At 67.1% G+C, this 12,531-nt stretch carries 12 protein-coding genes and 1 pseudogene; 6 read left to right on the forward strand and 7 right to left on the reverse strand.

Annotated features, from left to right (window positions below):
- The 3 genes and pseudogenes from BM031_RS23765 to BM031_RS23775 form a co-directional block, all read left to right on the forward strand.
- Positions 1 to 325 (forward strand): annotated as a pseudogene (locus BM031_RS23765) (IS4 family transposase); the annotation flags it as partial.
- A gap of 206 nt (positions 326 to 531) precedes the next feature.
- The gene (locus tag BM031_RS23770; protein ID WP_091877249.1) at positions 532 to 2,022 is read left to right on the forward strand and encodes an ATPase domain-containing protein; all 1,491 of its coding nucleotides are present in this window, start codon (positions 532 to 534) and stop codon (positions 2,020 to 2,022) included.
- On the forward strand, positions 2,009 to 3,733 hold the full coding sequence (locus BM031_RS23775) for a response regulator (protein ID WP_091877251.1): 1,725 nt from the start codon (positions 2,009 to 2,011) through the stop codon (positions 3,731 to 3,733). Before BM031_RS23770 ends, BM031_RS23775 begins: the two co-directional genes overlap by 14 nt.
- Here the strand turns inward: BM031_RS23775 and BM031_RS23780 are convergent.
- The gene (locus BM031_RS23780; RefSeq protein ID WP_091877253.1) at positions 3,681 to 4,313 is read right to left on the reverse strand and encodes a sensor histidine kinase; all 633 of its coding nucleotides are present in this window, start codon (positions 4,311 to 4,313) and stop codon (positions 3,681 to 3,683) included. The two genes, BM031_RS23775 and BM031_RS23780, sit on opposite strands and share 53 nt — an antisense overlap.
- 423 nt (positions 4,314 to 4,736) lie before the next feature.
- On the opposite strand from BM031_RS23780, the gene BM031_RS25735 reads away from it, so the two are divergent.
- Positions 4,737 to 4,880, forward strand: a complete 144-nt coding sequence (locus tag BM031_RS25735) for a hypothetical protein (RefSeq protein WP_177207885.1) — start codon at positions 4,737 to 4,739, stop codon at positions 4,878 to 4,880.
- A gap of 127 nt (positions 4,881 to 5,007) precedes the next feature.
- On the opposite strand, the gene BM031_RS23785 is transcribed toward BM031_RS25735, so the two are convergent.
- Both BM031_RS23785 and BM031_RS23790 read right to left on the reverse strand, forming a co-directional pair.
- Entirely contained in the window at positions 5,008 to 5,247 is a 240-nt protein-coding gene (locus BM031_RS23785) for an antitoxin Xre/MbcA/ParS toxin-binding domain-containing protein (protein ID WP_229409170.1), read from the reverse strand.
- 13 nt (positions 5,248 to 5,260) lie between these two features.
- Entirely contained in the window at positions 5,261 to 6,388 is a 1,128-nt protein-coding gene (locus tag BM031_RS23790) for a branched-chain amino acid ABC transporter substrate-binding protein (protein ID WP_091877300.1), read from the reverse strand.
- A 95-nt stretch (positions 6,389 to 6,483) separates the two neighbouring features.
- Between BM031_RS23790 and BM031_RS23795 the strand changes: the two genes are divergently transcribed.
- Positions 6,484 to 6,894, forward strand: coding sequence for a hypothetical protein (locus BM031_RS23795; RefSeq protein ID WP_091877255.1), 411 nt, complete (start codon positions 6,484 to 6,486; stop codon positions 6,892 to 6,894).
- A 52-nt stretch (positions 6,895 to 6,946) separates the two neighbouring features.
- Here the strand turns inward: BM031_RS23795 and BM031_RS23800 are convergent, their stop codons facing one another.
- The 4 genes from BM031_RS23800 to BM031_RS23815 form a co-directional block, all read right to left on the reverse strand.
- Positions 6,947 to 8,305 carry an ATP-binding protein gene (locus tag BM031_RS23800; RefSeq protein ID WP_091877257.1) on the reverse strand — a complete coding sequence of 453 codons (1,359 nt, stop codon included), beginning with the start codon at positions 8,303 to 8,305 and terminating at the stop codon, positions 6,947 to 6,949.
- A 23-nt stretch (positions 8,306 to 8,328) separates the two neighbouring features.
- Complete coding sequence (locus BM031_RS23805) at positions 8,329 to 8,991, reverse strand: response regulator (RefSeq protein WP_091877259.1); 663 nt, start codon at positions 8,989 to 8,991, stop codon at positions 8,329 to 8,331.
- Positions 8,992 to 9,039: 48 nt separating this feature from the next.
- Positions 9,040 to 10,575 (reverse strand): Do family serine endopeptidase, encoded by a 1,536-nt coding sequence (locus BM031_RS23810; RefSeq protein WP_091877261.1) that lies wholly within the window; start codon positions 10,573 to 10,575, stop codon positions 9,040 to 9,042.
- Between the two features lie 187 nt (positions 10,576 to 10,762).
- Positions 10,763 to 11,221: an Hsp20 family protein gene (locus BM031_RS23815; protein WP_091877263.1), complete on the reverse strand. Its 459-nt coding sequence runs from the start codon at positions 11,219 to 11,221 to the stop codon at positions 10,763 to 10,765.
- A gap of 189 nt (positions 11,222 to 11,410) precedes the next feature.
- Between BM031_RS23815 and BM031_RS23820 the strand changes: the two genes are divergently transcribed.
- Positions 11,411 to 12,520 (forward strand): metallophosphoesterase, encoded by a 1,110-nt coding sequence (locus BM031_RS23820; protein WP_091877265.1) that lies wholly within the window; start codon positions 11,411 to 11,413, stop codon positions 12,518 to 12,520.
- Positions 12,521 to 12,531: the final 11 nt, after the last annotated feature.

Here is a 12,531-nt window from a genome sequence, read left to right on the forward strand (position 1 = left end):
GAAAACAATGGATGGGGTATATCAGGAAATCTGGGGTACGCTCATTGCCTACAACCTAATCCGCCTTGAAATCGCCAAGGCCGCGCTGGCGGTCAAGTGCGAGCCGACCGAGGTGAGCTTCATTCGCGCCTTCCACCTGATCCAGTTCGAACTGCATTGGGCAGGCGTCACTAGGTCGTACGGAAAATTGCCAGCCTCGATGAAACATTTGCGAGAAAGGCTGGTTAGCCTTCTGAAAGACGAACGGCCCGGCCGCAAATGCGACCGGGTCGTCAAGGCAACGCCGAAGCGCTATGCCGTCAGGAAGGTCAAGAAACTACCTTAACTGAACGGCATTACCTTTCCGGGGCCCTTTTTTCTTGCGTCAAATATCATGCGTGCCTAGCACATTCCGGGGATGAGCAGCGTTCGCGAGGGCACAGAGCTTGCGTGATCGAATGCGTATAATTCCTCGTATAATCCTCGTTGACAGTATGCAACGACTTCCCCACTGCCCTGCGACCGCACGTACAGGCACAGACAGGCCGCACTATGATTACCGCCGCACAAAACCGTATTTCCACCGGCATCGCCGGCCTTGACGACATCCTCGGTGGCGGCCTGACCCCGCAGCGGGTCTATCTTGTCGAGGGTTCGCCCGGCGCCGGCAAGACCACGCTGGGCCTGCAGTTCCTGCTCGACGGCGTGGCGAAGGACGAGCGCGGCCTGTACATCACCCTGTCCGAAACCACCGACGAACTCAAGGCCGTGGCGGCCAGCCATGGCTGGAACCTCGATGCGCTGTCGATCTTCGAACTGGCCAGCGACGGCGAGCTCGACCTGGATGCCCAGCAGTCGGTATTCCATCCGTCCGAAGTGGAGCTGGGCGAAACCACCCGCAACGTCATGACCCACGTCGACCATGTGAAACCGGTGCGTGTAGTGTTCGACAGCTTGTCGGAAATGCGCCTGCTGGCCCAGAACCCGCTGCGCTACCGCCGCCAGATCCTGGCCCTGAAACAGTTCTTTTCCTCGCGCGCCTGCACCGTACTGCTGCTCGACGATAAAACCGCCCAGTCGGACCAGCACCTGCACAGCATTGCCCATGGCGTGATCAGCCTGGAGCAGATCGCCAAGGAGTTCGGCACCGAGCGCCGGCGGGTGAACATCATCAAGATGCGCGGCATCCGCTTCCGCGGCGGCTACCACGACTACCTGCTCGATACCGGCGGCATCACGATGTACCCGCGCCTGGTCGCGGCCGAGCACAGCCGCGAATTCACGCCGCAGGTGCGCTCCACCGGTTCCGATGGCCTCGACGCCCTGCTCGGCGGCGGCCTGGTGCGCGGCACCAATACCCTGATCGTCGGGCCGTCCGGGATCGGCAAGACCACGCTCACCACGCGCTGCCTGCTGGCGGCGCTCGAGCGCGGCGAAAAGGCCGCGTTCTACCTGTTCGACGAGGGACTCGGCACCTTCTTCGCGCGCAGCGCGGCGCTCGGCATGGACCTGCGCCCCTTTGCCGACAGCGGCCAGCTGGGCATGCACCACATCGACCCGGCCGAACTGGCCCCGGGCCAGTTCGCACAGATGCTGCGCGACGCCATCGAGCAGGACAGCGTGGGCTTCGTCGTGATCGACAGCCTGAACGCTTACCTGCAGGCGATGCCGGGCGAGCAGTTCCTGATCCTGCAGATGCACGAACTGCTGTCCTACCTGAACCAGCAGGGCGTGACCACCATGATGGTGCTGGGCCAGCACGGCATGATCGGCGAAGTGCGCTCGGATGTCGACCTGAGCTACCTGAGCGACACCACCGTGATGATGCGCTTCTTCGAATCGAGCGGCCGGCTGCGCCGGGCCATCACCGTCATCAAGAGCCGCACGGCGGAACATGCGCACACGATCCACGAGCTGCAGCTGGGCCGCGACGGCATCGCCATCGGCGCACCGCTCGAAGGGTTCGAAGGCGTGCTGACCGGCCTGCCCAGCTACCGCGGCACCACGCCCATGATGCCCCCCCTGGCGCATGCAGACAGCTAGCCCGTACGACGAGCGCATCCTGATCCTTGCGCCGCGCGGGCGCGACGCCGACGTCATGTGCGGCGTGCTGGCGCGCGACACCGGCGCCTGCGAGATTGTCCGGGATTTTGCCGCACTCACCGCGCGCATCGACGAAGGCGCGGGCACCGCCATCATTGCCGAGGAAGCCCTCGCCGGGGTCGACCTGGCCCCGCTGCATGCCTGGCTGGCGCGCCAGGAACCGTGGTCCGACTTCCCCTTCGTGATCCTGCTCGCCAAGCCGATCGGCCCCCAGCCCGAAGGCGCGCGCGCCCGGCTGGAAGAGCTGGGCAACATCATCCTGCTCGAACGCCCGCTCAATGCCCCGACCCTGCTCAGCGCCGCCAGCTCGGCGCTGCGCGCGCGGCGCCGCCAATACCAGGCGCGCGACGTGCTGGCCGACCGCGAACGCACCGCCGTCCGGCTGGAGCGCAGCCAGCACGACCTGCTCTCGCTCAATGAAACGCTGGAGTCGCGCATCGAAGAACGCACCCGCGCGCTGGCCCAGGCCAACGACCGCCTGATGAACGAAGTCATCGAGCGCGAGCGCGTGCAGCAGGCCATGGTGCAGTTCCAGAAGATGGAAGCGATCGGCCGCCTCACCGGCGGCATCGCCCACGACTTCAACAACCTGCTCAACGTGGTCCAGGGCAGCATGGACCTGATCCTGCTGCTGTCCAAGGACGAGGTGGCAAAGCAGCGCGCCGAGATCGCGCGCCGCGCCTGCCAGCGTGGCGGCAAGCTCACCAGCCAGCTGCTGGCCTTTGCGCGCAACCAGAACCTCGACCTGCGCCAGGCCGAGGTCGGGGCCCTGTTCGATGGCGTGCGCGAACTGGTGGCCACCTCGGTCGGCTCGCGCATCAACCTGCGCTTCGAAGTCGAGCCAGGCTGCGCCCGGGTCTCGGCCGACGCCAACCAGATGGAGATGGCCCTGCTGAACCTGGCCATCAATGCGCGCGACGCGATGGACGGGAACGGCGAACTGGAGTTCCACGCGAAGTCCGCCGAAGCCCCGGAAGGCCTGCTGCCGGAAGGAAGCTACGTGCGCATTGCGGTCACCGACAGCGGCAAGGGCATGTCCCCCGAGCTCATCGCTAAGGTATTCGAACCCTTCTTCACCACCAAGGCGGTGGGCAAGGGCACCGGGCTGGGACTGAGCCAGGTCTACGGCATGGCGCGCCAGTCGGGTGGCGCGGCGCGCATCCTGAGCGAACCCGGGATCGGGACCACGGTCGAGATCTGGCTGCGCGCCTGGGATGGCGTCGACCAGGCCGCGGCGGCGCCGGCGACGCCAGCGGTGCCGGACGCCCGGCCCGGGGCCCGCATCCTGGTGGTCGAGGACGATAATTTTGTGCGCGAATCCATCGTGCTCTCGCTCGAGGCCTTCGGCCATGCGGTCACCCAGGCCGCCAGCGGCGAAACGGCGCTGCACGAACTGCAGCGCGCGCGCCCCGACCTGATCATCACCGACTACCTGATGCCCGGGATCACCGGGGCCGAGCTGATGCTGCGCGCGCGCGAGGTCTTCCCCGGCATCCCGATGATCATCGCCACCGGCTACGCCGATATGAAGGCGATCGAACAGGTGCTCGGCGACGACATCCTGCTGCGCAAGCCCTTCCAGCTTGCCGAACTGGCGCTCAGTGTCGAACGGGCCCTTGGCCGCGACGGCCGCGGCCCCCTGCTGTCCTGATCAAGCGCTGCCACACGCCGCACAGCGAAGCCTGGTAGGCCCGCGCCGCCGGCACCACCACCTCGATCGTCGTGCCCTGCCCCGGCCGGCTCGCAATCGCGAGCCGGGCGCCGATGGCCGCCGCGCGCTCGCGCATGCCCACCAGGCCCCAGTGCCCGGGGCGCTGCCCGTCCCGGGCCACCGCCGCGTCCAGCCCGCAGCCGTCGTCGCGCACCCGCAGCGTGAACGCGGCGCGGCCGTAGTCCAGCTCCAGGCTGGTGGTCGACGCCTGCGCATAGCGCGAGGCGTTGAACAGCGCTTCGCGGCCGATGGCATAGATTTCGTCGGCCACCTGCCCCGCCAGGCGCTGGGGCTTGCCCTCGATGTGCATCTCGAAGCCATGCGCGCAGTACTGCGCCAGTTCGGCGCCGAATTCGCGCAGCGCCAGCGCCAGCTCGCCGGGCGCCCCGGCCGCGCGCAAGTCCAGGATGCTGTCGCGGCCTTCCACCAGCAGGCGGCCGGCCAGGTCGAGGGTATGGTCGAGCCGCTCGCGTTCGCTCGAGCCTTCCGGGATGCGATGGGCATGCGCCTGGAACGACATCAGCCATCAGGCCCAGCACGTCGCTGGAAAACAGGCGGTGGCCATGGACGCTGTCGGTGCGTTCGAACTGCACGCCGTCGTAGCGGTACACGCCCGTGGCGGTGGCGATCCACAGCCAGCCATCGGCATCCTGGGCGAACTTCAGCACGTCGACCGGCGCCGCCTGCAGGCCACCCCAGGCGGTGTGGGTATAGTCGGACAGCAGCGGCGCAGGTGGAAACGCGGCGGCCGACGCCGGCTGCGCGCAGCACAACGCAAGCAGGCACCGGAACACGAAAAGGAAAAGGAAACGGCAGGACGTCACCAGGGAGGTGGCGGGCAAAACATCAACTTTACAAGATTGTACTTACACCAAGCTGAACGCCGCCCAACACGGGTGTGTGCCACACTTTGCCCACGTACCAGCCATTCATGGAGCACATTATGAACACCGAACAGCCAACGCAAGACCAGGAAGAGCAACACGAGGACGTCGACGGCCTGGCGCACAAGAAGCCGGAAGAGCTCACGCCCGAAGAATTGCGGCTGATGGCCGACACGATGCCGGGCGAAGGACCGGGGGACTGAGATGTTCGTCTTTTTCTCGAACAAACTCGGCTGCCTCGGGTCGATCGTGGTGTCGATCGTGCTGACCGGGATCGTGCTGCTGATCTTCGGCGTGCTGTAGGGTGGCCGGCGAAGTCGGCCAGCTACCCTACAGCGAACGCACGTAGGCCAGCACCTCGTCTTCACGTCCTTCGCCCACCGCCGCCGCGGCGGTCTTGCCGCCCAGCGCCGCGAGCGGCTGCTCCATCCAGGCGCTCGCCGCATCGTCGCTGCCGGCGATGGCGCGCACCGCGTGCATCACCGTGTAATACGCCTGCGCCTTGCGCGACTGCTGCCCAAAGCGCTCCTTGAGCGCCGCCAGCGCTGCAAGATTGAGTTGGTCCGCCATGGCCCGGCTCTCCTTATTTGGTGACGGCCAGCAGCGAACGCTTGCCGCCCTTGAACGTGTACAGGGTGATGGTGCCGTCGCGGATGTCGCCGCGCGCGTCGAACGCGACCGGGCCGGTGACGCCCTTGTACTGGATCTTCGCCAGCACCGGCAGATACCTGGACGGCGCCGCAGAACCGGCCTTCACCATCGCCTCGGCCATCGTCATCACCGCATCGTACGCGTAGGGCGCGTTGATCTGGACGTCGATGCCGAAGCGCTTTTTATAGTCGGCGCGGAACTTGTCCATGCCGGCCCTGGCCTCGCCCTGCACGCCGCCCGCTTCCGCGCACACCACCTGCTCGTCCTGCATGGTGCCGCCGGAGAGCTTGTGGATCTCGTCCGAGCAGATGCCGTCGCCGCCCATCATGCGCACGTTCATGCCAAGCTGCTTCATCTGGCGCAGCATCGGGCCGGCGGTGGCGCTCATGCCGCCAAAGAAGACCAGGTCCGGTTTTGAGGCGCGGATGCGGGTGATGATGGCGCTGAAATCGGTGGCCTTGTCGTGGGTGAACTCGCGGGCCACGACGCTCCCGCCCTGCTGCTGCAGGCTGCGCGAGAATTCGGTCACCAGGCCCTGGCCGTAGGCTGTGCGGTCGTCGACCACGGCCACCCGTTTGGCCTTCATGCCGGCGGTCGCATAGCGGCCCAGCGCCTGGCCCAGCTGCACGTCGTTGGCCACCACGCGGAAGGCCGTGTTGAAGCCCTGCTGCGTGTATTTCGGCGAGGTGCTCGACGGCGAGATCTGCGGGATGCCGGCGGCGTGGTAGATCTTCGAGGCCGGGATCGTGGTGCCGGAAGTCTCGTGACCGACCATGCCGTTGATGCGGGCGTCGACCAGTTTCTGGGCCACGGTGGTGGCCTGCTTCGGGTCGCCGCCGTCGTCCTCGGCCATCAGCTGGAAGCGCACCGGCTTGCCGCCGATGCGCACGCCCCTGGCGTTGAGCGCCTCGATCGCCATGCGCGCACCGTTTTCGGTGTCCTTGCCGAAGTAGGCCACCGGGCCCGTGACCGCGGCCGCGTGACCGATCTTGACAACTTCCTGTGCCGACGCCACGCCGGCCACCGACAGCACGGCCAGCAGGACTGCTTGCTTCTTCATCGATTCCTCGTCCATTATCCAGTAGGGTTTCACAACCCGAATCGGCCATTCTACCGCCGGCGCGCCGAGCCTGCCGGGAGGCGCCCGAAGCCGAGGTGATAATTGGAGAGAATCTGGCGCATGAAACTCTTGTATGCTGCCCGGCTTGCATAAAACGAGAGGGGCCGGCGCCGCCGAGCAACCCTCCGATCCTGGAGACCACCATCCTTATCCTCGCCACACGACACGCCGCCCGGCTGGCCGCCGGCGTCCTGCTGTCCTGCATCCTCGTTCCGGCCCACGCCAAGCAGCCGGCGTCGCAACGCCCCGCCAGCCGCTGCGAAGCATCCGGCAAGCCCTGCCCGCCCGCCAAGCGCACGCGCGCCGCCACCCAGGAGTGCCGCCGCCTGCGCACCGCCATCACCGAGTCGGAACAGGCCGAGCGCCACATCCGCAGCGCGATGATGGAAGCGGTCCAGCAAGACCTGTTCAACCTGCGCAAGCGCTACAAGACGCTGGGCTGCTAGCGCGGACCGCCGTGCGCTGGCGGGAATAACGGCTTCGCGTGGGCGTTCACGGCTAGGCGCCCTTGAACGTCACGCTGGCCGCCAGGCCGCCGAGGCGTTCGGACTGGCCCAGCGCGAGCTGGGCGCCATGGCGTTCGGCGATCGCCTTGATGATCGCCAGTCCCAGCCCGCTGCCGGCCGCCTCGCTGCCGGCCACGCGGTAGAAGCGGTCGAACACGCGCTCGCGTTCCTCCGGCGGGATGCCGGGGCCGCTGTCTTCCACCGACACCACGATCTTGCCCGGCTCGGTACGCACCGAGATGTCGGCGGTGCCGCCGCTGGGCGTGTACTTGATCGCGTTGTCGACCAGGTTGCGCAGCAGGATCTGCAGCGCGTCCGGCTGCCCTTCCACGCTGGCCGCGTCGGCCTGCTGCACGCCCACGTCCACGCCCTTGGCCGCGGCCACGCCGGCCAGGTCGGCCACGGTGCGGCGGGCCAGGTCGGCCAGGTCGACCGGACGGGTGACCGCGCCGGTGGCGGCGCTGGCTTCCTGCCTTGCCAGCACCAGCAATTGCTCGACCATGCGGGTGGCGCGGTCGATGCCGGCGGTCAGGCGCGACACCGCCAGCTTGCGCGCGTCGAGCGACTCGGCGCGCTCCAGGCTTTGCGCCTGCAGCCGCAGCGCCGCCAGCGGCGTGCGCAATTCATGGGCGGCGTCGGCGACAAAGCTCTGCTGGGCGTCGAAGGCGGTTTTCACGCGCCCGAACAGCAGGTTCAGTTCCTGCACCAGCGGGCGCACCTCGTCGGGCAGGCCGGTGTCTGACACCGGCGACAAATCGTCGGCCTGGCGCGAGGCCACCTGCGAGCGCACCCGCGCCACCGGCTCGAGCGAGCCGCTCACCACCCACCACACCACCAGCATCAGAATCGGCATCATCACCGCGATGGGACCGAGCGTGCGCAGCGCCAGGTTGCCCGCCATGTTGCGGCGCACGGCGAGGTCCTGCGCCACCTGCACCGTCTGGTTCGCGGTCTGGATCGAGAACACGCGGTACACCGTGTTATTGGCCTTGACGTTGGAAAAGCCCAGCACCGCGCGCTGCGGCAGCTTGGCGCGCGAGACGCTGTGGAATACCTGCACGCCGTCGGGAGACCACATCTGCACCACCATGTCGTCGGTGCCCGGCCCGCTGCCGGGAGCGGCGGGCGTGCCCTCGTTCTGCGCCTCCAGGCGCTGCTGCGCCTCGGTATTGGACAGCGGCGTGCCGGAGCGCAGCGACAGCGCCATCTGCTGCATGTGGTAGTCGAAGATCTGGTCGGCGTCGTGCAGCGCGGTGCGGTAGGCGATCGACGCCTGCGCCAGCGCGGCGATGGTGATCGCCGCCAGCAGATACCACAGCAGGCGCCCGCGCAGCGAATGGGTGACGTTCATGCGCCGGCCCCTGAGCTTCCACTTCATGCCTTCGGCACCATGTAGCCGACGCCGCGCACGTTCTGGATCACGTCGCTGCCCAGCTTCTTGCGCAGCCCGTGGATATACACTTCGACCGCGTTGCTCGAGACTTCATCGCGCCAGCTGTAGAGCTTTTCCTCGAGCTGGGCGCGCGACAGCACCGCGCCCGGACGCGCCACCAGCGCTTCGAGCACCGCCCACTCGCGCGCCGACAGCGACACGTTGGCGCCGTCGACCAGCACTTCGCGGGTGGCGGGATTGATCGAGATGTTCTTGTACTCGAAGATCGGTTCGGCGCGCCCGGCGGCGCGCCGCAGCAGCGCGCGGATCCGCGCCAGCATCTCGTCGAGGTCGTAGGGTTTGAGCACGTAGTCGTCGGCGCCGGCGTCGAGACCGGCGATGCGCTGGGCCACCGAGTCGCGCGCGGTGGCGACCAGCACCGGCGTGCGGTCCTTGCGGGCCCGCATGGTGCGCAGCACCTCGAGGCCGTCCTTGCGCGGCAGCCCCAGGTCGAGCAGCACCAGGTCATAGTTCTGGTTCTGCAGCAGGGCCGTGTCGGCCATTTCGCCGTCCTTGACCCAGTCGACGGCGTAGTGCTCGGCCCTCAGCAGGTCGAGCACTACTTCGCCGATCATCGTATCGTCTTCCACCAACAGTAGCCGCATGAATTCCCCGATTATGAAACACCTGCGGGCAAAGGACGCTACGCTTCCTTAACCAATCCGCACAGGAATAAAGATTCTGTCACTCCCGCGCTGGATCAGCAAGGCCACCGACTTGTTGGCTTTCGCCACCAGGTCGCGGACCTGGTCGAGCGAGGTGACCGCGCGGCCGTTGACCGAGATGAGCACGTCGCCCGGTTCGACCCCGGCAATCGCCGCCGCGCCTGACGCGTCTTCGATGACCAGGCCAGCCGGGATGCCGCTCTGGCGGCGCTCGATCGGCTCGAGCGGACGCAGGGCCAGGCCCAGGCGCGCGCTGTTGTCCGGCGCTTGCGCCAGGTCTTCCCTCGCGGCGCGCTTCGGTTTTTCACTGGCGTCGCCCAGGGTCGCGTCGAGGCGCACCAGCTTGCCTTCGCGCCAGACATCCAGCGCCACCCGCTCACCGGGGCGCGACAGCGCGATGATGCTCGGCAGGTCGGAGGACGCCACGATGGCACGGCCGTTCACCCGGCGGATCACGTCGCCCGACTTCAGGCCGGCGCGCTCCGCAGGTCCGCCGCGTTCGACGGTGGACACCAGCGCGCCTTCGGGCGACTCGAGGCGGAAGGAATCGGCAAAGGCCTGGCCGACTTCCTGCACGCTCACACCCAGCTTGGCGTGCTGTACCTTGCCGGTGGCGACGATCTGGTCCTTGATCTTGATCGCGACATCGATCGGGATCGCGAACGACAGGCCCTGGTAGCCGCCGGTCTGGCTGTAGATCTGCGAATTGATGCCGATGACTTCACCGCGGGTGTTGATCAGCGGGCCGCCCGAGTTGCCGGGGTTGACCGCGACGTCGGTCTGGATGAAGGGCACGACGTTGTCGTCGAGCGCGCGGCCGGTGGCGCTGACCACGCCGGCGGTGACGGTGCTTTCCAGGCCATAGGGCGAACCGATGGCCAGCACCCATTCGCCCACCAACAGCGAGCGCGACTGGCCCATTGGCACGGTCGGCAGGTTTTTTGCATCGATCTTCAGCACGGCCACGTCAGTGCGCGGGTCGGTACCCAGGACCTTGGCGCGGAATTCGCGGCGGTCCTGCAGCTTGACGGTGACTTCGTCGGCGCCTTGCACCACGTGGGCGTTGGTAAGGATGACGCCGTCCGGGCTTACGATGAAGCCCGATCCGGCGCCGAAAACGGGCGCTCCACGACCGCCGCCGCCACCTTGGCGCGGGTCCTGGAACTGTCGGAAAAATTCGTACAGCGGGTGGCGCGGATCGATCTCCGGCACGTTGCCGCGGTTCGCGGTCTTGATGCCGCCGACCACGCGGATGTTCACCACCGCCTTGCCGTTCGTTGACGCGATGCGGGTGAAGTCCGGGAGGGTCACGGTGGCGGCGGGCGCACCGGCGGCGATCGGCGGGGCCGGCACGGCGGCGGGCGCCGGTGCGCTGGCGGCGAGCGCCGGCGGGGCCACTTCGGCCGCGGCATTATTGTGGTTGACTGCAAGCGCACCGACCGCGCCGCCAATGACGCCCGCGGCGCACAGGGCCAGCGTCAGTCCTTTGGCAGTGATGGCAGTGACGGTACCTTCGTTACGCATTGTCGTGCTCCTGATGGTAAATGGTTGACCGATGATGCTGTCTATCGATGGGGTGTATCTTCGCAAGGCTGGCTTAGAACATGCTTAAGTTTGCAATGGCGGATGGTTAGGACAGCCTTAACGGCGCACCCCGATCGGCAAAAAGGGCGCCCCGCGGGACGCCCTCTTTCACACTACCGCCGTGTACTTAAGCGGCGTCGCGCTGTTCCAGCACTTGCACGTTATTGGTATTGCCGTTGGCGTCGCCGATGGCGATCTTGCGCGGCTTGAAGGCTTCGGGCACTTCGCGCACCAGTTCGATGGTGAGCATGCCGTTGTCGAAGGCGGCGCTGGTGACCTTCACGTGGTTCGCCAGCTGGAAGCGCTGTTCGAAGTCGCGCGCGGCGATGCCACGGTGCAGGAAGGTGCGCTGGGTCTCGTCCTTCTGCTTGCGGCCGGTGACGTGCAGGGTGTCGCGCTCGGTGACGATTTCCACTTCGTCGCGGGTGAAGCCGGCCAGGGCCATCACGATGCGGTATTGGTCTTCGCTCACCAGTTCGATGTTGTACGGCGGGTAGCTTGGCTCGCCACGCTGCTCGAGCAGGTTGGCCAGGCGATCGAAACCGATGGCGGAACGGTACAGGGGAGTCAGGTCGAAAGTACGCATGATAAGTATCCTTGTTAAGTTAAGCGATAAGTTGCCAGACCTCATCGTGAGCATCTGGTGAGTCCAATCTAGTGCCACGTAGACGGACTTTCAAGGCGTACGAAATATGGATTTTTAGTTGATTTTGCAAATATTATTTGCATCCGATTTTTAGGCTAAGGTAGGGCCCCGCAATGTCGGCTCGCCCTCATGTTCTCGATCGTCCTCAACATCGTCGGTACCCTGCTCCACCTCTACCTCGCCGCGCGCCTGTATTCGCTTGACCCGGTTCGACGCCGCATCCCGGCCCGCAGCTGGTGGGCCGGCGTGTTCGTCGTGTGGCTGGTCTACATGGCCGGCGTGCATATCGGCGACGAAGCGCTCGACTGGCGCTGGTGGCCCGGACAGTTCTCGCTGACCTGGCTCGGCATCAGCTTCGTGATGTCGCTGTGCCTGCTGGCGGCGGATGTGGCGAGCGGCTTCGGTTTCTGGTGGCGCGCCCACACGCAAACCCTGCGCGCCGCCGGCGCCGGCGCCGGCCTGCTGCTGGCGGCCTTCGCCCTGTCCCAGGGCATGCGCGCGCCGGTCATCGTCGAACAGGAAGTCGTGCTCAGGGACCTGCCCAAGTCGCTCGACGGCACCGTGATCGTGGCAGTGAGCGACATCCACCTCGGCGCCCAGCGCCGCTCCGCATGGCTGGCAGAGCGCGTGGTGCAGATCAACGCGCTGCAGCCGGCCGCGGTCCTGCTGCTGGGCGACCTGGTCGAAGACCATCCGGTGGGCGAAGCGCAACTGGCCCCGACCCTGCGCGGCCTGCGCGCGCCGCTGGGCGTGTGGGCGGTGACGGGCAACCACGAGTTCTATGGCGACGTCGATGCCACCGTGGCCGAGTTCGAGCAGGGCGGCGTGCGCTGGCTGCGCGACCGCCAGGTGGAACTGGCGCCGGGCCTGGCGCTGGCGGGGATCGAGGACATCGGCCGCAGCATGCGCAGCGAAGGCAGTTTCACGGGAGGGCTGAAGCGCACCATCCCCGCCGTCACCGGGACCGCCACCATCCTGATGGCGCATATCCCGGCGGCGCAGATCGTCGACGCGGCCGCGGCGCGCGGCGTCGACCTGATGCTGTCCGGGCATACCCACGGCGGCCAGATCTGGCCCTTTTCCTATGCGGTGCAGCAGCGCTTCCCGCGCTTCATCGGCGCCCACGACGTCCAGGACATGACCTTGTACGTGACGCGCGGCGCCGGCAGCTGGGGCCCGCGCATGCGCCTGTGGCAGCCGGGCGAAATCATCAAGCTGACCCTGCGCGCGCCGGATTGAGCGGTTCTGCC

Origin of the sequence: Massilia yuzhufengensis, from assembly GCF_900112225.1 — a bacterium.
Taxonomy (GTDB): domain Bacteria; phylum Pseudomonadota; class Gammaproteobacteria; order Burkholderiales; family Burkholderiaceae_D; genus Telluria; species Telluria yuzhufengensis.

What these genes read in the sequence shown, in the direction of transcription:
- BM031_RS23785 (WP_229409170.1), bottom strand. Translation starts at nt 5,247, where the DNA reads ATGGCGGACCAACTCAATCTTGCAGCGCTGGCGGCGCTCAAGGAGCGC.
- BM031_RS23815 (WP_091877263.1), bottom strand. Translation starts at nt 11,221, where the DNA reads ATGCGTACTTTCGACCTGACTCCCCTGTACCGTTCCGCCATCGGTTTC.
- BM031_RS23780 (WP_091877253.1), bottom strand. Translation starts at nt 4,313, where the DNA reads ATGTCGTTCCAGGCGCATGCCCATCGCATCCCGGAAGGCTCGAGCGAA.
- BM031_RS23820 (WP_091877265.1), top strand. Translation starts at nt 11,411, where the DNA reads ATGTTCTCGATCGTCCTCAACATCGTCGGTACCCTGCTCCACCTCTAC.
- BM031_RS23770 (WP_091877249.1), top strand. Translation starts at nt 532, where the DNA reads ATGATTACCGCCGCACAAAACCGTATTTCCACCGGCATCGCCGGCCTT.
- BM031_RS25735 (WP_177207885.1), top strand. Translation starts at nt 4,737, where the DNA reads ATGAACACCGAACAGCCAACGCAAGACCAGGAAGAGCAACACGAGGAC.
- BM031_RS23810 (WP_091877261.1), bottom strand. Translation starts at nt 10,575, where the DNA reads ATGCGTAACGAAGGTACCGTCACTGCCATCACTGCCAAAGGACTGACG.
- BM031_RS23800 (WP_091877257.1), bottom strand. Translation starts at nt 8,305, where the DNA reads ATGAACGTCACCCATTCGCTGCGCGGGCGCCTGCTGTGGTATCTGCTG.
- BM031_RS23775 (WP_091877251.1), top strand. Translation starts at nt 2,009, where the DNA reads ATGCAGACAGCTAGCCCGTACGACGAGCGCATCCTGATCCTTGCGCCG.
- BM031_RS23790 (WP_091877300.1), bottom strand. Translation starts at nt 6,388, where the DNA reads ATGAAGAAGCAAGCAGTCCTGCTGGCCGTGCTGTCGGTGGCCGGCGTG.
- BM031_RS23805 (WP_091877259.1), bottom strand. Translation starts at nt 8,991, where the DNA reads ATGCGGCTACTGTTGGTGGAAGACGATACGATGATCGGCGAAGTAGTG.